This window comes from Burkholderia sp. KBS0801 (genome assembly GCF_005937855.2).
Lineage (GTDB): Bacteria > Pseudomonadota > Gammaproteobacteria > Burkholderiales > Burkholderiaceae > Burkholderia > Burkholderia ambifaria.
Window position 1 is genome coordinate 1,566,430 of sequence record NZ_CP042178.1, and the last position, 21,592, is coordinate 1,588,021.

A 21,592-nucleotide genomic window follows, 5' to 3' on the forward strand; every position below is an offset into this window, starting at 1 on the left:
GTCCTTGTCTCTCAGGTTCGACCGTCACAAGGATGCAACGCAAAAAGGACGGTCCGCGGTCGCTCATACTGCCGCTCGCGCGAGTTTATCCGGAATAAGGCAGATACGTGACATCGGCTGGATTCGTCGGCCGTTTGTTTGACGATTTTTTACGCGCCCTCCGGATGGAATTCATCAAGCCACAAAGGATTGCGTTGCTTCTTTCGTTTTGCTTTCATCGATTTGCGAGGCTTTTAATACCCTCGGCGGGGCAAGCGGCCCAGCGACCGGATGCAGGGCTCGCGTTTCGGCACGATTGGCGACAGCAAGTCGTTACCGAGAAATTCACGGAGCCGCGTCTGGGCGTCTGCAATGACGCATGACACAAAACTATTCATCCCGGAAAACTAACCGCGCAGCGGCCCGTCCGTATCCCCAGCCTCGATCACCGGCATCTCGAGCCGCTGGCCGCGCAGGCCGTCCGAGAGCAACCCCAGCATGAGATCCGCCAGCGCTCGTCCGGACGCCTGGCCGGTCGGCTGCACGACCGCCGTCACCCGATACGGATGCGCGACGTCCGGCGGCACGCCGTCATAGACGATCAACGACATGTCCCGCCCCAGGCGCACGCCGCGGTCGACCAGCGCGCGGAACGCCCCGCCGCCCGCGATATTGTTGTCGACGAACAGCGCCGTCGGCGGTTCGGCCCGCTCGAGCAACGTCTGCACGCCCTGCTGCCCGCCGTCGCGCGTAAACGCACACTCGATGAGCAGCGCCGGATCGGACTCGATGCCGGCCTCGCGCAGCGCCGCGAGATAGCCGGCGCGACGCTGCATCGCGAAATTGAGCGACAGCGGCGCGCTGATCATCGCGATGCGGCGATGGCCGAAGCCGATCAGGCGCCGCACCGCATCCCGTGCGCCCGCTTCGTTGTCGAAATCGAACCACGCGTAGGGCTCGACGGCCTGCGTGCGGCCATACGCGACGTACGGAAACGCATTCGACCTCAGATACGCGAGGCGCGGATCGTCGACCAGCGTGCGCGCGACGATCAGCCCGTCGACGAGTTTGCCGTCCACGAGCCGTCGATAGGTGTCCAGCTCGGCGTTCGGCCGCGCGGACGCGATGATGAAGTCGAGATTGCGCTCCGCCAGCCGCTCGGTGATGCCCGCGACGACTTCGCCGAAGCGCGGATCGCCGAGATCGCCCGCGCCGAACGGATAGACGATGCCGATCGCGTCGGAGCGCCCGGTCGCCAGCCGGCGCGCGGTCGGATCCGCGACGTAACCGAGCTCCCGCGCGGCCTTCATCACGCGCTCGCGGGTCGCCTCGCTCACGTCGTCATAGCCGTTCAGTGCGCGACTGACCGTCGTGCGCGACAGCCCGAGCGCGTCCGATAGCGCCTTCAGATTCACCTTCACGTCGCTCCTCGCGTTGTGCATGCCACTCGGCAAAACCCGCTTGCGCGGCAATTATTGCCGATTGGTAGTTATTACCGTCAAATATTTATCTTTTGACGTCCAAACCGGTTTGAAATAGCATCCAAACCGGTTTGGACATCGATGCCGCCGTCAGCCGTTCCCTTTCACCGTCAACGGAAACAAAAGCCGACATGACTTATTTTCCTTTTTGCCGCGCGACTGCGGCCAAACGTTTGCTGTTCACCGGCGCCGCACTGGCCGCTTTCGCGTCCGCCGCGCACGCGCAGACCGCCGGGGCGCCCGCGCCGACGCCGCACACGCAGCAGGCCTACGACCCCGAGGGCAACTTCACGATGCGCTGGACCCGTGCGGACATCCGCCAGATCGTCGCGCAGTCGCATACGGCCGGCGCCGACAAGAATTCGCTGCCGCAAGCGCTGTCGATGCCGGACATTCCGCAGGACTTCCCGCTGATCAACTCCAACGTGTGGGTGTGGGACACCTGGCCGCTGGCCGACCTGCGCGCGAACCAGCTCAGCTACAAGGGCTGGGAAGTGATCTTCTCGCTGACCGCCGACCCGCACGCCGGCTACACGTTCGATGATCGTCACGTCCATGCGCGCATCGGCTTCTTCTATCGCCGGGCCGGCATTCCCGCGTCGCAGCGGCCGGCGAACGGCGGCTGGATCTGGGGCGGCCATCTGTTCCCGGACGGCGCGAGCGCCAAGGTGTTCGGCACGTCGCCGATGACCAACAACGCCGAATGGTCGGGCTCGGCGCGCCTCACGCACGGCGACAACGTCAGCCTCTACTACACCGCGACGTCGTTCAACCGCTCGGCACCTGGCGGCGCCGACATCACGCCGCCGCAGGCGATCATCACGCGCGCGGACGGCCACATCCAGGCCGACGACAAGCACGTGTGGTTCACCGGCTTCGACGATCACAAGGCGCTGCTGCAGCCGGACGGCAACTACTACCAGACGGGCCAGCAAAACACCTACTTCTCGTTCCGCGATCCGTTCGTGTTCACCGATCCCGCGCATCCGGGCAAGACCTACATGGTGTTCGAAGGCAATACGGGCGGCCAGCGCGGCGCCCGGACCTGCACCGAGGCCGACCTCGGCTACGCGCCGAACGATCCGTACAAGGAAGACCTGAACGCGGTGATGAACTCCGGCGCAGTGTATCAAAAGGCCAATGTCGGCCTGGCGGTCGCGACGAACCCGCAGCTCACCGAATGGAAGTTCCTGCCGCCGATCCTGTCCGCCAACTGCGTCGACGATCAGACCGAGCGCCCGCAGATCTACCTGAAGGATGGCAAGTACTACCTGTTCACGATCAGCCACCGCACGACGATGGCCGCCGGCGTCGACGGGCCTGACGGCGTCTACGGCTTCGTCGGCAACGGCATCCGCAGCGACTACCTGCCGCTGAACGGCGGCAGCGGGCTCGTGCTCGGCAACCCGACCGACTTCTCCGCGCCGGCCGGTGCGCCGTACTCGCAGGACCCGAACCAGAACCCGCGCGAATTCCAGTCGTATTCGCACTACGTGATGCCGGGCGGGTTCGTCGAGTCGTTCATCGATGCGATCGGTCCGCGTCGTGGCGGCACGCTCGCGCCGACCGTGAAGGTCAACATCAACGGCACGTCGACGGCGGTCGACCGCGGCTACGGACGCGGCGGCCTCGGCGGATACGGCGAGATCCCGTCGAACCTGCCCGCGACGGGCGCCGGTCACAACGACGGCGGCTCCGGCACCCGGCCGTAACGGCCGCGGCCGCCTGGCCGCCAGTTCGGCGGGTGCGCATCGCGCGTGCCGCGTGTGCGCCCGCCCTTTTTTGTTTCGCAGATCGCGCATGTCGCCGCCGTACGCGGCATGCGCCCTTCCTTCCCGCTTCGCGCAGCGGAGCACGGGCCCCCGCATGAAATCGACGTTTTCCCGCTTTTCCTTCCGGTTCGCCTGCCTGCTCGCCTGTGCGGGCAGCATGCACGCAACCCACGCGAGCTGCAGCGCGCCGCCCGCGAGCGCGACGCCGCAATGGCGACCCGCCATCCATTACACGCCGCAACGCAACTGGATGAACGATCCGAACGGCCTCGTCTACGAAAACGGCCGCTATCACCTGTTCTACCAGTACAACCCGCTCGGCCACGACTGGGGCAACATGTCGTGGGGCCACGCGACCAGCACCGACCTCGTCCACTGGCGCGAGCAGCCGGTCGCGATGCGCGCGAATGCCACCGAGGAAATCTTCTCAGGCTCGATCGTCGCCGACACGCACAATACGTCCGGCCTCGGCGCGCCGGGCGAGACGCCGCTCGTCGCGCTCTATACGAGCGTCTACAAGGCCGGTTCCGGTCACGCGCCCGGCACGCAGGCGCAGTCGCTCGCGTACAGCCTCGACCACGGCGCGACGTGGCAGCCCTATGCGCGCAATCCGGTGCTCACGCTCGATCCGGAATCGAAGCAGTTCCGCGACCCGAAGGTGTCGTGGTACGCGCCCGGGCGCTACTGGCTGATGACGACGGTCGTCGCCGATGCGCACGTCGTCAAGCTTTACCGTTCCGACGACCTGATCCACTGGTCGTTCCTGAGCGACTTCACGCTGCCGGACGTGCCGCATGCGGGCGCGCTGTGGGAAATGCCCGACCTCGTGCCGCTGCCCGTCGACGACGATCCGCGCCACATCAAGTGGGTCATGATCGTCAACGTCAACCCGTGGTCGATCGCCGGCGGCTCCGGTGCGATGTATTTCGTCGGCAATTTCGACGGCCGCGCGTTCGTCCCCGACCGCGTCGCCCCGGCCGGTTCGGACCCGGCGCAATTCCGCTGGGTCGATCATGGCGCCGATTTCTATGCGGCGGGCACGTTCTCGGGCGCGCCGGGCGCACGCCCCGCCGCGATTGCATGGATGAGCAACTGGGACTATGCGGCGAAAGCGCCGACGGCACCTTGGCGCGGCGCGATGACGTTGCCGCGCGAGTTCGCGCTGAAGACGATCGGCGGCGAACCCACGCTCTTCGTGACACCGGCCGCCGCGTTCGATGCGTGGGCCGACGCGCGGCCCGCCGTGCATGAAAGCGATCTGAGCGTCGAATCCGCCACGCGCGCGTTGTCGGCCGCCACGCGCGGCGTCGTTCAGCGCATCACGGTGACGATCGAGCCGCGGCGCGCGGCCCGCGTCGGGTTGATCGTCCGCGGATCGGCGGACGGCGCGATCGGCACCCGGATCGTGTACGACACCGCGAAGCGCACGCTGACGCTCGACCGCTCCCGCTCCGGCGCGACGGATTTCGCCGGAAACTTCAGCCGCGAGCACATCGTCGATCTGCCGCTCGAGCACGGACGATTGCAGCTCGAAATCGTCGTCGATCGCGGTTCGGTCGAAGTGTTCGCGAACGGCGGCCGCGTGGCGCTCACGGACCTGATCTTTCCGCCCCGCGAGGCGGACCGCGTCGCCGTGTTCGCCGAGCATGGCGGCGCGACGTTCTCGGGGCTGACGGTGACGCAGCTCGATGCAGGTGACGCACCCCGTGACGACTGCGCATCGCGCTAGCGATACGCATTGACGGCGGGGCCGCGCCGCCCGACGAGGCGCTGCAGCCCTGCCGGGTTTCACGCTCAGAGCAAGCCCATCCCGCCCGACGCGATGATTTCCGCGCCGACGATGAAGGCGGACTCGGGCGCACTCAGGTGCAGCACCGTCGACGCGATTTCGTCCGGCGTGCCGAACCGGCCGATCGGGACGAGGCCCCTGATCTTGTCGGCCGTCTCGTCGAGCGTCGCCGCATCGAGGCCGAGCTTGCCGTACAGCGGCGTCTGCACCGGCCCGGGGCTCACTACGTTCACCCGCACGCCGTGCGGCAGCAATTCCGTCGACAGCGTCTTCGCGAACGAATTGACGGCGGCCTTGCTCGCCGCATACACGGACGAACCCGGCATCCCGATGTGCGCGTTGATCGACCCGTTGATCACGATCGACGCGCCACGGTTCAGCAGCGGGACGAGCGACTGGATCTGGAAATACGCGCCCTTCACGTTGGTGTTGAACACGAGGTCCCACATCGCCTCGTCGCTATCCGCGAACGGCGCGAGTTTCGCGACGCCCGCATTGATGAACACCGCGTCGAGCCGCACGCCGGACGCCGTGAGCGCGTCCGCCAGCGCCCGCGCCGACGCGACACTGCCGGCCTCGTTGCGGATCGCGAGCGCGTCGCGGCCGAGCGTCTCGCGGGCGGCGGCGAGCGTCTGCTCGTCGCGGCCGGTGATGACGACCCGCGCGCCTTCGGCCGCGAATGCCCGTGCGGCCGCCAGGCCGATGCCGCTGTTGCCGCCCGTGACCAGAACCGTCTTTCCTTCGAAGCGTTGCATGTTGTTCTCCTGTGAACCGGTGAGTTGACCGTGAACACAGGATGCGCTCGGCGCCCGGCCGTGCCGTGCGATCGGCGCGGCAGACATGTTCGAAAATTTCGAACATGTTCGTGGATGGCGCTTCCCGTCGCGTGGCCGCCTCGCGCATTCAGCCCGACACATCGATCCCGTCGAGCAGCCGCTGCGCGAGCCGCGGTTCGCGCAGTTGCTCGAGCCACCATTGCAGCGCGCGACCGTCGCGATCGCTGCGCCAGGCGACATACAGCACGTTCGGTTCGCGCGGATCGGCCGTTTCCTTCTCCACGAGTTCGCCGCGCGCGAGCAGCGACGCGACGCGCCGGCGCGGCACCCAGCCGACGCCGAGCCCGTCGCGCTGCGCGAGGATCTTCGCGCGCATCGACGGCACCGCGAGCACCGCCTGGCCGCCGAGCAGCCCGTACACACGGCCGACCGACCGCCGCGACGAATCCGCGACGACCACCGCGCGATGCGCGCCGATCGCGTCGCGGGTGAGCCGCTCCCCCGCCGCCGCCAGCGGATGGCGCGGCGATACCGCGAACACCCATTCCATCGCGCCGAGCTCGAACCATTTGAAGCCCGGAATCGCCGGCGGCTCGTTGGTCGCGCCGACGACCAGGTCCGCGCGGCCATCGCGCAGCGCTTCCCAGGTGCCGCCGAGCACTTCGTGCGTGAAACGCAGCGACACGCCCGAATCGAGCGCATCGAACGCGCGAACGACCGGCAGCAGCGTATCGAACTCCAGCACCTCGTCGCTGACGATCGTCAGCCGGTCCTCCCAGCCGCTCGCGACCTGCCGCACGCGCTGCGTGAGCCGTGCGACGTCCAGCGCGAGGCGCGATGCCTCGTCGGTCAGCAGCTGGCCGGCCGGCGTGAGCTGCAGCCGGTAGCCGCGCCGGTCGAACAACAGCGCGTCGAAGCGCGTTTCGAGCTGCCGCGCGGTGTGCGACACCGTCGACGGCGCCTTGCCGAGCCGCGCGGCCGCGCGCGACAGGCTGCCGGTGGCGCGGATCGCATCGAGCAGCGCCAGTTCGTCTTCGGACAGCATGGGGGCACTCCGGTCGGGGATTGTGGTGGATCGTAAGGCAGCGGCGGGCGGCGGTCCAATTGAATGACGAGGTGCCCGCGGAGGCGGCGGGTGCAGGGCCGACGGGCATGCCCTTCCCGGGCCGCACGAAGCCGTTCGCGTGTCGTTGCCGGCCGGAAACCAATAATGCACTTCCGGTATGCTGATTGGCGTCAAAATTCCTGCATTCCAGGTAGCCACTGCAATGGACATCGCGATCCGCATCGAAGGCCGTCACGACCTGACCGGGCAAATCTTCCGTCAGCTTCGCACCGCGATCGTCGACGGGCGGCTCGAGGGCGGCGCCCGGCTGCCGTCGACGCGCGATCTCGCGAAGCAGCTCGGCGTGTCGCGCAAGACGACGCTCGATGCGTTCGAGCGCCTCGTCGCCGAGGGCTATCTGAACACGCGCGCGGGCGACGGCACGTTCGTCGCCGGCGGCCTCGCGCGGGTTCCGCACGCGGCGGCCGCGTCGGCACCGTCGCTCGTCGAGGACACGCCGCGCGTCCACGCGGTCGACGCACGTGCGCTGTGGGACGACCTGCCCGACGCACTCGCGATGCCGGCACCGCAGGCGTCGCCCGCCTTCGACTTCCGCGGCGGCGTGACCGACAAGACGCTGTTCCCGTTCGACGCGTGGCGCCGCTGCCTGCATCACGCATTGCGCCAGCAGGCGCGGGGCCCCGGCCAGTACCACGACCCGGCCGGCGACCCGCAATTGCGCGGCGCGATCGCGCGTTACGTCGGGTTCAGCCGCGCGGTGGCCTGCGGCTGGGACGACGTGCTCGTCACGCAAGGCGCGCAACAGGCGCTCGACCTGATCGCGCGCGTGGTCGTGCGGCCGGGCGACGTCGTCGCGGTCGAGAATCCCGGTTATCCGCCGGCACGCGCGGCGTTCGCATCGCTCGGCGCGACGGTGATCGGCGTGCCGGTCGACGCACACGGCCTCGTGACCGAGCGGCTGCCCGACGACGCGCGGCTCGTCTACGTGACGCCGTCGCACCAGTTCCCGCTCGGGATGCCGATGACGCTGGACCGTCGTGTCGCGCTGCTCGAATGGGCGCAGCGCCGCCGCGCGGTGATCATCGAGGACGACTACGACGGCGAGTTCCGCTTCGAAGGCCGGCCGGTGGAGTCGCTGAAGAGCCTCGACCGCACGGGCCTCGTTGCATACGTCGGCACGTTCTCGAAGACGATCTTTCCCGAACTGCGGATCGGCTACGCGATTCCGCCGCGCGCGCTGCGCGGCGCGCTCGCGAAGGCGAAGCAGATCGTCGACTGGCATACCTGCACGCTGACGCAGGCGGCGCTCGCCCGCTTCATGCTCGAAGGCGATTTCGCACGGCACCTGCGGCGCGTGCAGAAGCACTACGACGCGCGCCGCAAGATGCTGCTCGCGCACCTGCGCGGCGGCCTCGCGCCGTGGTTCGACACGATCGTGCCGACCGCCGGCATCCACCTCGCCGCGCTCCTGAAACCCGGGCTCGACGAAGCCGCGCTGGTGCGCGCGGCCCGCGAGCACGACATCGGGCTGTACGGGATCTCCGCGTTCCACGTCGGCTCGGCCGCGCGCGCGGGGCTGCTGTTCGGCTATGGCGGAATCGACGCGCTGCGCATCGATACCGCGCTCGCGAAACTGGCTGTGGTGCTGAATTCGGGCGACTTCGACGGGGCCTCACTGGTTACCTGAATTTCGACAGAATTGGTCATTCAAGCAGGCCAGTGGCCCGCTTAAAGTGGGTCCTGTCGCGCCACCTGGCGCACCCACCGAAAAAGGACCTGCCATGCAACCGCGCCTGAACTTCTATACCGCCAGCCCGAACGCGATCAAGGTGATGCGCAACGCCGAGGAATTCATCGCGAAGAGCTCGATCGAGAAACCGCTCGCCGAACTCGTCCGGCTGCGCGCATCGCAGATCAACGGCTGCGCGTTCTGCGTCGACATGCATACCACCGACGCGCGCAAGGGCGGCGAAACCGATCGACGCCTGGCGACGGTGGTCGCCTGGCGCGAAACGCCGTTCTTCACCGAGCGCGAACGCGCGGCGCTCGAATGGACCGAAGCGCTGACGCTGGTCGCCGACAACCACGTGCCCGATTCCGTCTGGGAAGCCGTGAAGCCGCACTTCAGCGACACGGAACTGTTCGACCTGTCGATGCTGATTGCGACGATCAACACGTGGAACCGCTTCGCGATCGCGTTCCGCAAGATACCCGAGTAAGGGGACGACGATCACGCATTCCGGCTCCGTGCTCCGCCGCGCGGTTCCGTGCGCATCACTCGCGCGGGACACCGCGCTGCCGGCCGCCGCCCATCGCTGAAGTCGCGGGTGGATCAGTGACGCCCTTTCAGGCGCGTGCCGTGGCGGGCGCGCGCCTGCTTCACGACTGCGTTCCCCGCCGCTTCCTCATTAGCCGCTCCCTACACGCCGCCACCCGCGCACGGCGCTGCGCCGCGCTGTATCCCCGCTCATGCGCCCTGCCATTCGGCCCATGCCTGATCTCGATCAACGCGCGCGAAAACCCTTCCTTGAAATTAACTAACTCATCAATTAGCGTCGTCTGCATGAACGCGAAATCTACCGTCGCCAGGCCGCGCGGGCGCCGCCCGTCGGTGGAGGACTTCGACCTGCGCGATCACATGCTCGACGTGGCGATCCAGCTGTTCGCCGAGCACGGCATCGCCGCGACGACGGTCGCGCAGATCGCCGCGGCCGCCGGCGTCACGTCGGCGATGGTCCATTACTACTTCACGAATCGCGAGCAACTGCTCGACGCGATCGTCGAGGAGCGCCTCGCGCAGGTCATCGCGTTCGTGTGGCGGCCGACCGCGCCGCAGATCGAAAACGATCCGTTCGCGCTCGTTGCCGAACTCGTCGACCGCTTCTTCGACGTCACGCATCGCATGCCCTGGCTGCCGTCGATCTGGCTGCGCGAGATCGTCCACGAAGGCGGCCTGCTGCGCGAGCGGATGGTCCGCCGCATTCCGCTCGAGCATGTCGGGCGTTTCGCCGAACGCATCCGCGCCGCGCAGCAGGCCGGCATGCTGAACCCGTCGCTCGAACCCGCCTTCCTGTTCCATTCGATCATCGCGCTCGTCATGCTGCCGCTCGCGACCGCTAAGCTGTGGCAAAGCGCGCGCGGCCTGCCGCCGATCGATCGCGCCGTGCTGCATCGCCACGTCCGCGCGCTGCTCGGCTCGGGCATGCAGCCGCCCGTCACCGCGCCGGGTGCACACTCGCACGCACCCCGGAGGCCGTCGTGAGCACGGCCCGCGCGCTGCCGCTCGCGCTGACCGTCGCCGCGCTGCTCGGCGGTTGCGGACGGCCGGCAGACACCGGCCCGACCTACCAGGGCTATGTCGAAGGCGAATTCGTGTACCTGTCGTCGTCGCAAGCGGGCACGCTGACCCAGCTGTCAGTCGAACGCGGCCAGGCCGTCGCGGCCGGCACGCCGGTATTCGCGCTCGAAGCCGTCAGCGAAACGGCCGCGCTGCAGCAGGCGCAGCATCAGCTCGCGGCCGCGCGCGCGCAGCTTGCCGACCTGCAGACCGGCAAGCGCCCGCCGGAAGTCGCGGTCACGCGTGCCCAGCTCGCGCAGGCCACCGCACAAGCGTCGCGGGCCGCCGCGCAACTCGCGCGCGACGAACGCCAGTACGCGGCCGGCGGCCTGTCGAAGCAGCAGCTCGACGATACGCGCACGTCCGCGCAAACCACCGCCGCGCAGATGCGCGAGCTGCAGAACCAGGTCGATGTCGCGCGTTTGCCGGGCCGCGCGCAGCAGGTCGCCGCCCAGGCCGCGCAGGTCGACGCCGCGCAGGCCGCCGTGGCCGAAGCGCAATGGAAGTTCGACCAGAAGCGCATCGCCGCGCCGGCCGACGGACGCGTGTACGACACGCTGTACCGCGTCGGCGAATGGGTGCAGGCCGGCAATCCGGTCGTGCAGATGCTGCCGCCGCAGAACCTGAAAGTGCGCTTCTTCGTGCCGGAGGCGGCCATCGCGTCGCTCGCGCCGGGGCGCACGATCGCGATCCACTGCGACGGCTGCGCGGCCGACGTGCCCGCGCGCATCACCTACGTGTCGCGCGCGGCCGAATACACGCCGCCGGTGATCTACAGCAACGAGAGCCGGAGCAAGCTCGTGTTCATGGTCGAGGCGCGCCCGGCGCCCGCCGATGCGCCGAAGCTGCATCCGGGCCAGCCCGTCGCCGTGAGGGTGCGTTGAACGCGCCGGCCGCTCCGTACGCGATCGACGTCCACCGCCTGAACAAGCGGTTCGGCGACAAGCACGTCGTGAAGGACGTATCGCTGCGCGTCGCGCGCGGCGAAATCTTCGGCTTTCTCGGGCCGAACGGCAGTGGCAAGACCACGTCGATCCGGATGATGTGCGGCCTGCTCACGCCCGACTCGGGCAGCGGCACCTGCCTCGGCTACGACATCGTGCGCGACAGCGCGCAGATCAAGCGGCGCGTCGGCTACATGACGCAGCGCTTCTCGTACTGGGAAGACCTGTCGATCCGCGAGAACCTCGATTTCGTCGCGCGCGTGTACGGGATGCCCGATCGCCACGCCACCGTCGCGCGCGCGCTCGACGGGCTCGGTCTCGCGAGCCGTGCGGATCAGCTCACGGGCGCGCTGTCCGGCGGCTGGAAGCAGCGCCTCGCGCTCGCCGCGTGCATGCTGCACGAGCCGGAGCTGCTGCTGCTCGACGAACCGACCGCCGGCGTCGACCCGGCCGCGCGCCGCGACTTCTGGGAAGAACTGCACCGGCTGGCCGCGCAAGGCATCTCGGTGCTCGTCAGCACGCACTACATGGACGAGGCCGAGCGCTGCCACAAGCTCGCGTATATCGCGTCCGGCGAACTGCTCGCACAGGGCACGTCGGCGGAGATCGTCGCGTCGCAGCATCTGTCGACCCGCACGATCACGGGCGGGCACCTGACCGAACTGTCCGCGCAACTGCGCACGATGCCCGGGGTCGATCAAACCGTCGTGTTCGGCTCCGCGCTGCACGTGAGCGGCCGCGATCGCGCGCTGCTCGACGCGACGCTCGCGCAGGTGGCGGCCGACGCCGGCGCGCGCACGGACGGTCGCGCAGCGCTGCAGATCGCGCCGATCGACACCGGGCTCGAAGATGTCTTCATCTACATGATGGGCCGCGCCTCCGGGCCGCCCGGCGGAGCGTCGTCATGAACGCGTGGGCGGGCCTGCGCGAATCGTTCTCGATCGCGCGCTGGTGGAGCATCGTGCTGAAGGAATTCCTGCAGCTGCGCCGCGATCGCGTCACATTCGCGATGATCGTCGGCGTGCCGATCATCCAGCTCGCGCTGTTCGGCTTCGCGATCAACACCGATCCGAAGCACCTGCCGACCGCGGTGATCGTCGCCGAGTCGAGCCCCTTCGCACGCAGCTTCATCGCCGCGATGCGCAACTCCGCGTACTTCGACATCGTCGCGACGCTGCCCGACGAAGCGGCCGGCCGGCAGGCGCTCGCGCGCGGCGACGTGCAGTTCGTGTTGAGCGTGCCGGCCGATTTCTCCAAGCGGCTGCTGCGCGGCGAGCATCCGTCGCTGCTCGTCGAGGCGGACGCGACCGATCCCGTCGCGACCGCGTCCGCGATCGGCGCGCTGACGGGTCTCGTGCAGCCCGTCGCGGACAAGGACCTGACGGGCCCGCTCGCGCGCCTGAACGGCCGCCCGGCCGCGTTCGACGTCGTGCTGCACCGTCTGTACAACCCCGAGGGCATCACGCAGTACAACGTCGTGCCGGGCCTGATGGGCGTGATCCTGACGATGACGATGGTGATGATGACCGGCCTCGCGATCACCCGCGAACGCGAGCGCGGCACGATGGAAAACCTGCTCGCGACACCCGTGCGGCCGCTCGAGGTGATGACGGGCAAGATCATTCCGTACGTGTTCATCGGGCTGATCCAGGTGTCGATCATTCTCGCGGCCGCGCGGTACGTGTTCGAGGTGCCGTTCGTCGGCGGCGTGTTCGCGATCTACCTCGCCGCGCTGCTCTTCATCGCCGCGAACCTGACGGTCGGCATCACGCTGTCGTCGCTCGCGCAGAACCAGTTGCAGGCGATGCAGCTCGCGGTGTTCTACTTCCTGCCGAACATCCTGCTGTCGGGCTTCATGTTCCCGTTCGCCGGGATGCCGAAGTGGGCGCAGTTCATCGGCAACCTGCTGCCGCTCACCTACTTCAACCGCCTCGTGCGCGGCATCCTCCTGAAAGGCAACGCCTGGGCCGACCTGTGGCCGTCCGTGTGGCCCGTCGCGCTGTTCACCCTCGTCGTGATGAGCGTCGCGCTGCGCTTCTACCGGCGCACGCTCGATTAGGGGCCGCTCGATGAAACCGGCTTCGCGTCGCACGTTTCACGCTGCCCACGCTGCCCGCGGCAGCGCGCTGGCCGCCATTGCACTGCTCGCCGGATGTGCGGTCGGGCCGGATTTCCGCGCGCCGGAGCCGCCGACCACGCAGCAGTACACGCGCGACGCAGCGCCCGCGACCACGGCGGCCGCCGGCGGGCCGGCCGGCGACGCGCAGACGTTCGCGTCGTCCGCGCATACGCTGCAACGCTGGTGGACGCAGTTCGGCTCCGAACCGCTCGACCGCCTCGTCGACACCGCATGGCGCAACAGCCCGACGCTCGCCGAGGCCCGCGCGCGGCTCGACGAAGCGCGGCAGAACCATGCGGCCGAAGCCGGCGCGACGATGCTGCCGCGCGTCGACGCGAACCTGTCCGCGACGCGCGAGAAGGTCGACATCGCCGCGTTCGGGCTGCCCGCCAACGTGCCGAATCCCGGGCCGTTCACGCTGTATGACGCGTCAGTGAGCGTGTCGTACGCACTCGACGTGTTCGGCGGCAACCGGCGCGCGCTCGAAGCGCTGCGTGCCCAGGTCGACTATCAGGCGTATACGCTCGACGCCGCGCGCCTGACGCTCGCGGGCAACGTGGTCGCGACCGCGATCCTGCGCGCGTCGCTCGCGCAGCAGGTCGCGCTCACGCGGCAGCTCGTCGACGCGCAGGCGCGGCAGTTGCGCATCGTCGAAGCGCGCTTCGCGGCGGGGGGCGTGTCGCGCGCCGACGTGCATGCGCAGCGCGCGCTGCTCGCGCAAACGCAGGCATCGCTGCCGCCGCTCGCCGCGCGCCACGCGCAGGCCGGCCACCGGCTCGCGATCCTGCTGGGCGCGCCGCCGTCGCGCGAAGCGTTGCCCGACCTCACGCTCGATGCACTCGCGCTGCCCCGCACGCTGCCGGTCGCGCTGCCGTCGACGCTCGCGCGCGAACGGCCCGACATCCGCGCGGCGGAGGCCGTGCTGCACCGGGCGAGCGCGAACGTCGGCGTGGCCACGGCGAACCTGTATCCGCGTTTTTCGATTTCGGCGGGAATCGGGTCGGAGCGCACGCGTATCGCGGATATCGTCAGCGGCCTCAATGTGTGGAATGTCGGGCTCGGCCTCGCGCAGCCGCTCTTTCACGGCGGCGAACTGCGCGCGAGAAAACGCGCGGCCGAAGCGGCGTACGACGCCGCATTCGCGAGCTATCGGGAAACCGTGCTGCTGGCGCTTCAGCAGGTGGCCGACGCGATGCGCGCGGTCGAACACGATGCGGCCGAATTGCAGGCGAGAGACGACGCCGCGCAACAGGCGGCGGCCAGCCGCGCGATTGCCGGCGATCGCTACGCGGCGGGCGGAATCAGCCTGATCGACCTGCTCGACGCACAGCGACAGGTATTGCAGACCGCGCTCGAGCGGACCCGCGCGCAAGCCGACCGGCTTGCCGATACGGCGGCGCTGTTCCAGGCGCTGGCCGGAAACTGGACGGATGATTCGCACCGTTGACCGGCACGATGGCTTGACGATGCTTCGCAGGACGCGGCCGGGCCGACACCGTACGCGCGCTATCCGCCATCCGCCCGGCGCGTACCGACGAAAAAAAACCGGCCCGAAGGCCGGTTTCTTCATACCGCATGCCGTAAGCGGCGCTCGCGCGCCGCGCGACATTTAGAAGCGGTGGATCAGGCCGACGCCGGCCGCGATCTGGTTCTGCTTCGAACCTGCGCCCACGCCGTCGCCCGTCGACGTCGTCGCGAGGATCACGCCGCCCGTCGGGGTGAGCGTGTTGCCGCTCGCGTGCTGATAAGCCTCAACTGCGTACAGGCCCGTGCGCTTCGACAGGCTGTAGTACTGCGACAGCGTGACCTGATGGTACTTGGCCGAGCTCGAGATGCCGTTCGACTCGGTCGCACGCGTGTACGAGTAGCCTGCCGCGAAGTCCCACTGCGGCGCTGCCTTCCAGTGCAGCACGGCGCCTGCCGTGTTGAAGATTGCCGTGTTCCGGAAGCCCGACAGCGTACCCGGGATGTATTGCACGTTCGAGTACGAAACCGAAACGTCCCATGCCGGCGTGAACTGATAGCCTGCCGTCACCGCGAGACGCTGTTGCGCCTGTGCCGTCCGGTAGCCGTTGTTGATCGACGACACGGCCTGCTCTGCACCGTTGCCGCTCGTGTCCAGACCGTTCTGCGCGGTCGAGTTCGCGCCCCACACACCGCCGCCGAGCGTCGCGTTGTTGATACGCTGGAAGCCGACCGCGATGCCTGCCGGGCCGTTCAGGTACTGGATCGCCGCGCTCCACGTCGAGCCGCGGTTCACGCTGCCTGCGACGCCACCGAACGAGTACGAACCGCCGACCGTGAAGCCATAGAACTTCGGCGACATGTAGACGAGCGAGTTGTTCGCGCGGTAGCTGGTATCCAGCGAATCGATATCACCCGGGTGCGCGCCGTAGTAGCCGGTCAGCCAGGTCGTCGGGCTGTACGGCGACAGCAGCGTGTAGTACGCGGTGTACTGGCGGCCTGCCGTCAGCGTACCGTACGTCTGGTTGCTCAGGCCGACCCATGCCTGACGCGTGAAGATGCCGTTCGTCCATTGCGACGAGCCGTTGTTCGCGTTGAAGCCGGCTTCCAACTGGAAGATCGCCTTCGTGCCGCCGCCGAGGTCTTCGCTGCCCTTCAGGCCGAAGCGGCTGCCCGCCCAAATGCCGGTGGCCATCTGAACCTTCGAGTGACCACCCGTGGTCGCGCCGGTTGCCGACGAGTTGTTCTGGTACGCGATAGCGTTATCGACGATACCGTACAGGGTGACGCTGCTCTGGGCGTGGGCTGCGGTAGCGGCTGCGAGACCCACTGCCGTCATGGCGAAAGCGACGCGCTTTTTCATTGATTCTCCGTCCTCAAAGAATGATTTCTTTTCTGGTGTGGTTTTATGCACATGTGCGAGTACATGCCGGAGCGATTCTGACGGATTACCAATCGTTTCCCAATACGTGCAGTCGGTCATCGTATGATCGACGCAACGCACGGGTTCACCAAACGGTTACATAACACCTGAAAACGCTTACGCGGCGGGGATTTCCGGCATTTCCCGGTGAAAACCCTAGCTTTACATTTTTACGGGTGCATCGCGACCGTGCGATGTTGTCAGACGCCTTCGGCACGTTTGTTCCGACCAATGCGCAACCGCGATCGACACCGCGATTCACATCGCCGCGCAGGATCGCTTACGTTCATGACACCCACGTTTCGGGAAGCGAAATTTGAAAACGTTTCAGCCCGTGCGGGAGAGATCGGAGGGAGCGGCCCGGCGAACGCGGGCCGCAGGAGGATGCCGGCGCATCGCGCCGGCGACATTCAATGCGACGCGGGTGCCGCGATCCGCGCGTTCACCGCGTCGACCAGCGCGTTGATGCGCGCACGGATCGCCGCGTTGGAACCGACGAGCGCGAGCGACGACGCCATGATCCGGTAGATCCGCTTGCGCGGCACCTTCGCCGGCCGCGCCGGATCGAGCCACGCGTCGTGGCCGGCCAGCAGTGCGAGCGTTTCGAGGCCGATCATGATCGGCCACAGGCACGCGAGCCGCAGACGCACGAAGCGGCGCGGAATCGCCTGCGTATAGAAGCACGCGTCGCGATACTGCGCGAGCGTCGTGCGCAACAGCTCGACCAGCACGCCGCGCGCGCGGGCCGACGCATCGGGCGACATCAGATCGGCGACGCCGATGCGATGCTCGGCCAGCACGTCGTCCGGCAGGTAGCAGCGGCCGATCCGCAGGTCCTTCGCGCAGTCGCGCAGGATGTTGGTCATCTGCAGCGCCTTGCCGAAACGGATGCCCTTCTCGCGCATGTCCGCGAAGTCCCAGCCGCGCGCGGCCCGCGTGTGCGCGCCGGTCATGTCGGTCCAGAATTCACCGACGCAGCCGGCGACCAGATACGTGTAGCGATCGAGTTCGTCACGGCTCGGCAGCGACGCGACCTGCCCCGACTGCTCGTCGGGGAATGTGCGCAGGTCAAATTCCATCCCCGACGTCAGCGTCGCGACGACCTTGCGGATCGATGCGCGGTCCGCGTCCGGCTGCGCGCGCAGCAACGCAAGCATCGGCTTCATCGACGCGAGCAGCATGTGTTCGTGCGAATCCGTCTGCATCCGCGTGACGTCCTCGAGCGCGCGCGACAGCGCCGCGCCGTCGCCGAGCCGCTCGATCTCGTCGCGCAGGTCGGTCAGCAGCGCCGCGCGACGCTCGGGCGCGACGAGCGCCGTGTCGGCGATCGTGTCGGCCGCGCGCGCAAGCAGGTAGGCCAGGCCGACCGGCTCGCGCATGCCGTCGGGCAGCACGCGCAGCGTCAGGTAAAAGGAGCGGGAAACGTTCTTCAGCAGGTCGCCGAGCAGATAGGCGGGATCGGTATGAGTCGTCATGGGTCGCTAAAAATCGGCCGGCGCGGGGCCCCGCACGCACACGGTGCCAGGGTGCCCGCGCCGGCCGCGAGTCGCCGCATCGTCGTGCGCTGGCAGGCGTCGGCCCGGCGCGGCGATGCAAAAGTCCCGCAAGTTTAGTGCATCCGGCGCGGCGGTTCTCCAACACGGGTCGGATCGCGTCACGCGCGCCCCCGCATGTTCCACTGTCCCGCCCATTTTCCGTCACAACAAAACAGAAAGGCCAAAGTAATACATATGTAATGATCCGGTGCGACGATCGCGTCCCGTTCGATCCCGTTCAATCCGCGCCGCCGGATCGAGCGCCCTTTCACCGACTTCCGTTCCGAAGGTTCACCGCCATGCTCTTCACGCGCCCGACCGCCCTGCGCTGCATCCCGTTCGCCTGTGCCGCCGCCCTGCTGCTTGCCGCCTGCGGCGGCGACGATATCTCGGCGTCCGATCCCACGCATCCGATTTCCGCGAAGGTGCAGGTGGTCGGCCATCGCGGCGCGAGCGCGCTGCGGCCCGAGCACACGCTCGCGTCGTACCGCAAGGCGATCGACGACGGTGCGGACGTGATCGAGCCCGACCTCGTCGCGACCCGCGACGGCGTGCTGGTCGCGCGCCACGAAAACGAAATCTCGGGCACGACGAACGTGTCGACGCTGCCGCAGTTCGCGAGCCGCAAGGCGACCAAGACGATCGACGGCGCGCAGCTGACCGGCTGGTTCACCGAGGACTTCACGCTCGCGGAGTTGAAGACGCTGCGCGCCCGCGAGCGCATTCCGCAGATCCGCCCGGCGAACACCGCGTACAACGACCAGTTCGAGATCCCGACCTTCGACGAGATCGTCGCGCTCGCGAAGCAGATGTCCGCGCAGACCGGCCGCACGATCCACCTGTATCCGGAAACCAAGCACCCGACCTACTTCCAGTCGATCGGCCTGCCGCTCGAGGATCGCCTCGTCGACGCGCTGCTGAAGGATCCGTACACGGCGCGCACGGCGACCGTCTACATCCAGTCGTTCGAGGTCGCGAACCTGAAGACGATCCGCAACCGGATCAAGTCGAGCCAGCCGAACTGGAAGCTCGTGCAGTTGATGGACGAAGCCGGCCAGCGTCCGTACGACTTCGTGAAAGCGAACGACAAGCGCACCTATGGCGATCTGTCGACGCGCGACGGGATGCGCGAGATCGCGTCCTATGCGAACGGCGTCGGGCCGTACAAGACGTCAATCATCGCGGTGGCCGCGGACGGCACGCTGCAGCAGCCGACGCCGTACGTGCGCTATGCGCACGAAGCCGGCCTCGTCGTGCATCCGTACACGTTCCGCCCGGAGAACAACTTCCTGCCCGCGTCGCTGAAGGATGGCGGCACGCCGGCCACGCGCAACAGCGCGGGCTCGGTGCGCGAGATCCAGGCTTACCTGCGCGCGGGCATCGACGGCTTCTTCACCGACGATCCGGCCGTCGGCCGCACGGCCGTCGATACGTTCAAGCGCTGAACGCACTGAACGCTGAACGCGCAGAGCGCGCGGCAACGGACGCGGCGCACGCCGGGCCGCGCGCCGGTTGCCGGTTGCCGGTTGGCGGTTGCCGGTTGCCGGTTGCCGCTCCGCGATCAGATCACGCGGAAGTGGTGCGTACCGTCCCGCTTCAACTGATCGACCAGCCCGTATTCCCAGTCGAGATACGCCTGCATCGCGGCGGCCGCGTTGTCGGTGCCTTCGTACGGGCGCCGGTAACGGTCGACACGCGGCGACGCGAGATGCGTGTCGCCGTGCTCGAGCGGCAGCCCCGCGTCGATCCACGCTGCCGTGCCGCCCGTCAGCACCGAGATTGCCGCGGACGCCGGCAGCAACGCACGCGCGTCGTGCGCGGCGAACCGCGCGAGCAGGCTCGATCCGCACGTGAATACGTAGCGCTTCGCCGGCGGGATCGCGGCGAGCGCGTCGCGCAACTGCGCGCGCACGACGAACCACGCGCCGGGAATATGGCGCTTCGCGTAGTTCGCGCTGGTCGTCACGTCGACGATCGCGATCTCGCCCGCAGCCGCCTCTTTCAGCCAGCCCGCGAGCGTCGCGGGTGATACTTCGCTGACCTGCGGCGTCGCCGGCACGTCGCGCGGCGGCTGGCCGCGCTCCACGAACGCCGCCGTGCCGGCCGGCTCGACCACGCGCACGTCCCAGCCCATCTGCGCGAGCCACGACGCGGTCATGTCCGCGCGCACGCCGTCGTCGTCGGCCAGCACGATCCGCGCGCCGCGCACCGGCGCGTGATGGTCTGTCTCCTGCACGAGCTGGCCGCCCGGCGTGCTCAGGAACCCCGGCAGATGGCCGGCCTCGTATTCCTCCGGCGTGCGCACGTCGAAGCGGTACAGCGTGCGGCCCGGTTCGTCGAGCGCGGCGACGTCCGCGAGCGCGATGCGCGGCACGCCCGCGCGCTCGGCCACCGCGCGTGCGGCGCGGCGGGCTTCGTCGCGCTGCGCGGGATCGACGTCGTCAGGAAAGCGTCGCGACGCGCCGCGCTCGAGCGTCTGGCCGGCGAGCGTCCAGCCGATCGTGCCGTTGCGCAGCGCGGCGACCGGGTTCGGCAGCCCGGCGTTGATCAGCGACTGCGTGCCGATGATGCTGCGCGTGCGGCCCGCGCAGTTCACCACGACCCGAGTCTGCGGGTTCGGCGCGAGCGCGCGCACGCGCAGCACGAGTTCCGCACCCGGCACGCTCGTCGATGTCGGGATGTTCATCGTCTGGTATTCGTCGAAGCGGCGCGCGTCGACGATCACGACGTCGGCCTTCGCGTCGATCAGCGCCTGCACCTCCTGCGCGGACAGCGACGGCGTATGCCGCTCGGCCTCGACCCATTCGCCGAACGACTTGCTCGGCACGTTCACGTCGATGAACAACTCGCCGCCCGCGGCGAGCCAGCCCGCGAGGCCGCCGTCGAGCAGCCGCACGTCGGTATAGCCGAGCTGCGCGAGCGTCGCGGCCGCACGCGGCGCGAGATCCTCGCCGCCGGCTTCGCCGAACACGACGATCGGCGTGTCGCGGCGCGGAATGCGCGTCCACGCATCGAGTTCGAGTTTGGACAGCGGAAAGTTGGCGGCCCACAGCGGATGGCCCTGCGCGTAGGGATCCTCCTCGCGCACGTCGATCAGCGCGAGCTCGTCGCGGGCCAGCAGGCGCGCGCGTACGTCCTGGTACGACGCGACGGGGAAACGGGAAGTGGAATCAGCGGTTTGCGTCACGATGTCTCGGTCGGATTCTGTTGAAGTCGATGAAGAAAGCACACGAAAAACGGATGAATCCCGCGCCTGCGGGCGGGCGTTGGTGCGGGCGGCATGCGAGGTCACGCGTTCGAATAGCCGGACACGAATGGCTTCACGGTGCCGTCGTCGAGGAACACCGCGCGTTCGACCTTGCCGATGTTCGCGCCGTACACGTGGATGCTGATCGATACCTGATCCGCGAACGCGTTGGTCACGCGATGGACGTCGCCGATGCGCGGTGACACGGCCTCGATCTCGCCCGGCTGCAGCCGCACCGCCTCGCCCGCCGGCACCGGCTTGCCGGTTGCGTCGAACCGGTACGGCTGCGAAAACTCGCCGCCGCGCAGCATCCCGATCAGCCCCCACACCGTGTGGTTGTGGATCGGCGTCGTCTGGCCGGGGCCCCATACGAAGCTGACGACGGAAAACCGCTCGTCGGGATCGAGATGCAGCAGGTACTGGCGATAGCGCTCGGGATCGGGCTGCGCGAACGCATCGGGCAGCCAGTCGTCGTGCGCGACGAGCGCGGCGAGCAACGCGCCGCCCTCGTCGAGAATGCGCGCCTCGTTCGCGCCGGACGCGAGCAGCGCGCCCAGCCCGTCGACGAAGGGTTGCAGCGGCGTCTGCCGCAACGAAAGCGTACTCATCGGCCAGCTCCTCGAATATGATGCCGAACATGATGGATCGTCATGATGCACC

At 68.4% G+C, this 21,592-nt stretch carries 17 protein-coding genes; 10 read left to right on the forward strand and 7 right to left on the reverse strand.

Going from position 1 to position 21,592, the window contains the following annotated elements:
* Window positions 1-386: 386 nt before the first annotated feature.
* A complete protein-coding gene (locus FFI87_RS23900; RefSeq protein WP_138848791.1) occupies window positions 387-1,421 on the reverse strand; it encodes a substrate-binding domain-containing protein in 1,035 nt (344 codons plus the stop codon).
* Window positions 1,422-1,591: 170 nt separating this feature from the next.
* Between FFI87_RS23900 and FFI87_RS23905 the strand changes: the two genes are divergently transcribed.
* Window positions 1,592-3,172 (forward strand): glycoside hydrolase family 68 protein, encoded by a 1,581-nt coding sequence (locus tag FFI87_RS23905; RefSeq protein WP_138848790.1) that lies wholly within the window; start codon window positions 1,592-1,594, stop codon window positions 3,170-3,172.
* Window positions 3,173-3,326: 154 nt separating this feature from the next.
* Window positions 3,327-4,961, forward strand: a complete 1,635-nt coding sequence (locus tag FFI87_RS23910) for a glycoside hydrolase family 32 protein (protein WP_409995113.1) — start codon at window positions 3,327-3,329, stop codon at window positions 4,959-4,961.
* Window positions 4,962-5,026: 65 nt separating this feature from the next.
* On the opposite strand, the gene FFI87_RS23915 is transcribed toward FFI87_RS23910, so the two are convergent.
* The gene (locus FFI87_RS23915; RefSeq protein WP_138848788.1) at window positions 5,027-5,776 is read right to left on the reverse strand and encodes an SDR family oxidoreductase; all 750 of its coding nucleotides are present in this window, start codon (window positions 5,774-5,776) and stop codon (window positions 5,027-5,029) included.
* Between the two features lie 148 nt (window positions 5,777-5,924).
* Window positions 5,925-6,842: a LysR family transcriptional regulator gene (locus FFI87_RS23920; RefSeq protein ID WP_126225329.1), complete on the reverse strand. Its 918-nt coding sequence runs from the start codon at window positions 6,840-6,842 to the stop codon at window positions 5,925-5,927.
* Between the two features lie 223 nt (window positions 6,843-7,065).
* Between FFI87_RS23920 and FFI87_RS23925 the strand changes: the two genes are divergently transcribed.
* From FFI87_RS23925 to FFI87_RS23955, 7 genes are all read left to right on the forward strand, one after another.
* Window positions 7,066-8,550, forward strand: coding sequence for a PLP-dependent aminotransferase family protein (locus FFI87_RS23925; protein ID WP_138848787.1), 1,485 nt, complete (start codon window positions 7,066-7,068; stop codon window positions 8,548-8,550).
* A gap of 94 nt (window positions 8,551-8,644) precedes the next feature.
* On the forward strand, window positions 8,645-9,082 hold the full coding sequence (locus FFI87_RS23930) for a carboxymuconolactone decarboxylase family protein (RefSeq protein WP_138848786.1): 438 nt from the start codon (window positions 8,645-8,647) through the stop codon (window positions 9,080-9,082).
* A gap of 344 nt (window positions 9,083-9,426) precedes the next feature.
* Entirely contained in the window at window positions 9,427-10,125 is a 699-nt protein-coding gene (locus FFI87_RS23935; protein ID WP_138850184.1) for a TetR/AcrR family transcriptional regulator, read from the forward strand.
* Window positions 10,122-11,084, forward strand: coding sequence for an HlyD family secretion protein (locus FFI87_RS23940; protein WP_138848785.1), 963 nt, complete (start codon window positions 10,122-10,124; stop codon window positions 11,082-11,084). Before FFI87_RS23935 ends, FFI87_RS23940 begins: the two co-directional genes overlap by 4 nt.
* Window positions 11,081-12,052, forward strand: a complete 972-nt coding sequence (locus FFI87_RS23945; protein ID WP_012365965.1) for an ABC transporter ATP-binding protein — start codon at window positions 11,081-11,083, stop codon at window positions 12,050-12,052. Before FFI87_RS23940 ends, FFI87_RS23945 begins: the two co-directional genes overlap by 4 nt.
* Window positions 12,049-13,203: an ABC transporter permease gene (locus FFI87_RS23950; RefSeq protein WP_138848784.1), complete on the forward strand. Its 1,155-nt coding sequence runs from the start codon at window positions 12,049-12,051 to the stop codon at window positions 13,201-13,203. Before FFI87_RS23945 ends, FFI87_RS23950 begins: the two co-directional genes overlap by 4 nt.
* A 10-nt stretch (window positions 13,204-13,213) precedes the next feature.
* Complete coding sequence (locus tag FFI87_RS23955; protein WP_138848783.1) at window positions 13,214-14,710, forward strand: efflux transporter outer membrane subunit; 1,497 nt, start codon at window positions 13,214-13,216, stop codon at window positions 14,708-14,710.
* 162 nt (window positions 14,711-14,872) lie between these two features.
* Here FFI87_RS23955 and FFI87_RS23960 read toward each other — a convergent pair whose 3' ends face one another.
* Together FFI87_RS23960 and FFI87_RS23965 are read right to left on the reverse strand one after the other, a co-directional pair.
* Window positions 14,873-16,090 carry a porin gene (locus FFI87_RS23960; RefSeq protein ID WP_012365962.1) on the reverse strand — a complete coding sequence of 406 codons (1,218 nt, stop codon included), beginning with the start codon at window positions 16,088-16,090 and terminating at the stop codon, window positions 14,873-14,875.
* Window positions 16,091-16,560: 470 nt separating this feature from the next.
* Window positions 16,561-17,625 carry a phytoene/squalene synthase family protein gene (locus tag FFI87_RS23965; RefSeq protein ID WP_012365961.1) on the reverse strand — a complete coding sequence of 355 codons (1,065 nt, stop codon included), beginning with the start codon at window positions 17,623-17,625 and terminating at the stop codon, window positions 16,561-16,563.
* A gap of 359 nt (window positions 17,626-17,984) precedes the next feature.
* On the opposite strand from FFI87_RS23965, the gene FFI87_RS23970 reads away from it, so the two are divergent.
* Window positions 17,985-19,130, forward strand: a complete 1,146-nt coding sequence (locus FFI87_RS23970) for a glycerophosphodiester phosphodiesterase (protein WP_138848782.1) — start codon at window positions 17,985-17,987, stop codon at window positions 19,128-19,130.
* Window positions 19,131-19,246: 116 nt separating this feature from the next.
* Here FFI87_RS23970 and FFI87_RS23975 read toward each other — a convergent pair whose 3' ends face one another.
* Complete coding sequence (locus FFI87_RS23975; protein ID WP_012365959.1) at window positions 19,247-20,872, reverse strand: rhodanese-related sulfurtransferase; 1,626 nt, start codon at window positions 20,870-20,872, stop codon at window positions 19,247-19,249.
* A gap of 101 nt (window positions 20,873-20,973) precedes the next feature.
* Window positions 20,974-21,540, reverse strand: a complete 567-nt coding sequence (locus tag FFI87_RS23980; protein WP_012365958.1) for a cysteine dioxygenase — start codon at window positions 21,538-21,540, stop codon at window positions 20,974-20,976.
* Window positions 21,541-21,592: the final 52 nt, after the last annotated feature.

What these genes read in the sequence shown, in the direction of transcription:
- FFI87_RS23910 (WP_409995113.1), top strand. Translation starts at nt 3,327, where the DNA reads ATGAAATCGACGTTTTCCCGCTTTTCCTTCCGGTTCGCCTGCCTGCTC.
- FFI87_RS23950 (WP_138848784.1), top strand. Translation starts at nt 12,049, where the DNA reads ATGAACGCGTGGGCGGGCCTGCGCGAATCGTTCTCGATCGCGCGCTGG.
- FFI87_RS23955 (WP_138848783.1), top strand. Translation starts at nt 13,214, where the DNA reads ATGAAACCGGCTTCGCGTCGCACGTTTCACGCTGCCCACGCTGCCCGC.
- FFI87_RS23970 (WP_138848782.1), top strand. Translation starts at nt 17,985, where the DNA reads ATGCTCTTCACGCGCCCGACCGCCCTGCGCTGCATCCCGTTCGCCTGT.
- FFI87_RS23935 (WP_138850184.1), top strand. Translation starts at nt 9,427, where the DNA reads ATGAACGCGAAATCTACCGTCGCCAGGCCGCGCGGGCGCCGCCCGTCG.
- FFI87_RS23905 (WP_138848790.1), top strand. Translation starts at nt 1,592, where the DNA reads ATGACTTATTTTCCTTTTTGCCGCGCGACTGCGGCCAAACGTTTGCTG.
- FFI87_RS23915 (WP_138848788.1), bottom strand. Translation starts at nt 5,776, where the DNA reads ATGCAACGCTTCGAAGGAAAGACGGTTCTGGTCACGGGCGGCAACAGC.
- FFI87_RS23960 (WP_012365962.1), bottom strand. Translation starts at nt 16,090, where the DNA reads ATGAAAAAGCGCGTCGCTTTCGCCATGACGGCAGTGGGTCTCGCAGCC.
- FFI87_RS23930 (WP_138848786.1), top strand. Translation starts at nt 8,645, where the DNA reads ATGCAACCGCGCCTGAACTTCTATACCGCCAGCCCGAACGCGATCAAG.
- FFI87_RS23965 (WP_012365961.1), bottom strand. Translation starts at nt 17,625, where the DNA reads ATGACGACTCATACCGATCCCGCCTATCTGCTCGGCGACCTGCTGAAG.
- FFI87_RS23925 (WP_138848787.1), top strand. Translation starts at nt 7,066, where the DNA reads ATGGACATCGCGATCCGCATCGAAGGCCGTCACGACCTGACCGGGCAA.
- FFI87_RS23980 (WP_012365958.1), bottom strand. Translation starts at nt 21,540, where the DNA reads ATGAGTACGCTTTCGTTGCGGCAGACGCCGCTGCAACCCTTCGTCGAC.
- FFI87_RS23920 (WP_126225329.1), bottom strand. Translation starts at nt 6,842, where the DNA reads ATGCTGTCCGAAGACGAACTGGCGCTGCTCGATGCGATCCGCGCCACC.
- FFI87_RS23900 (WP_138848791.1), bottom strand. Translation starts at nt 1,421, where the DNA reads ATGCACAACGCGAGGAGCGACGTGAAGGTGAATCTGAAGGCGCTATCG.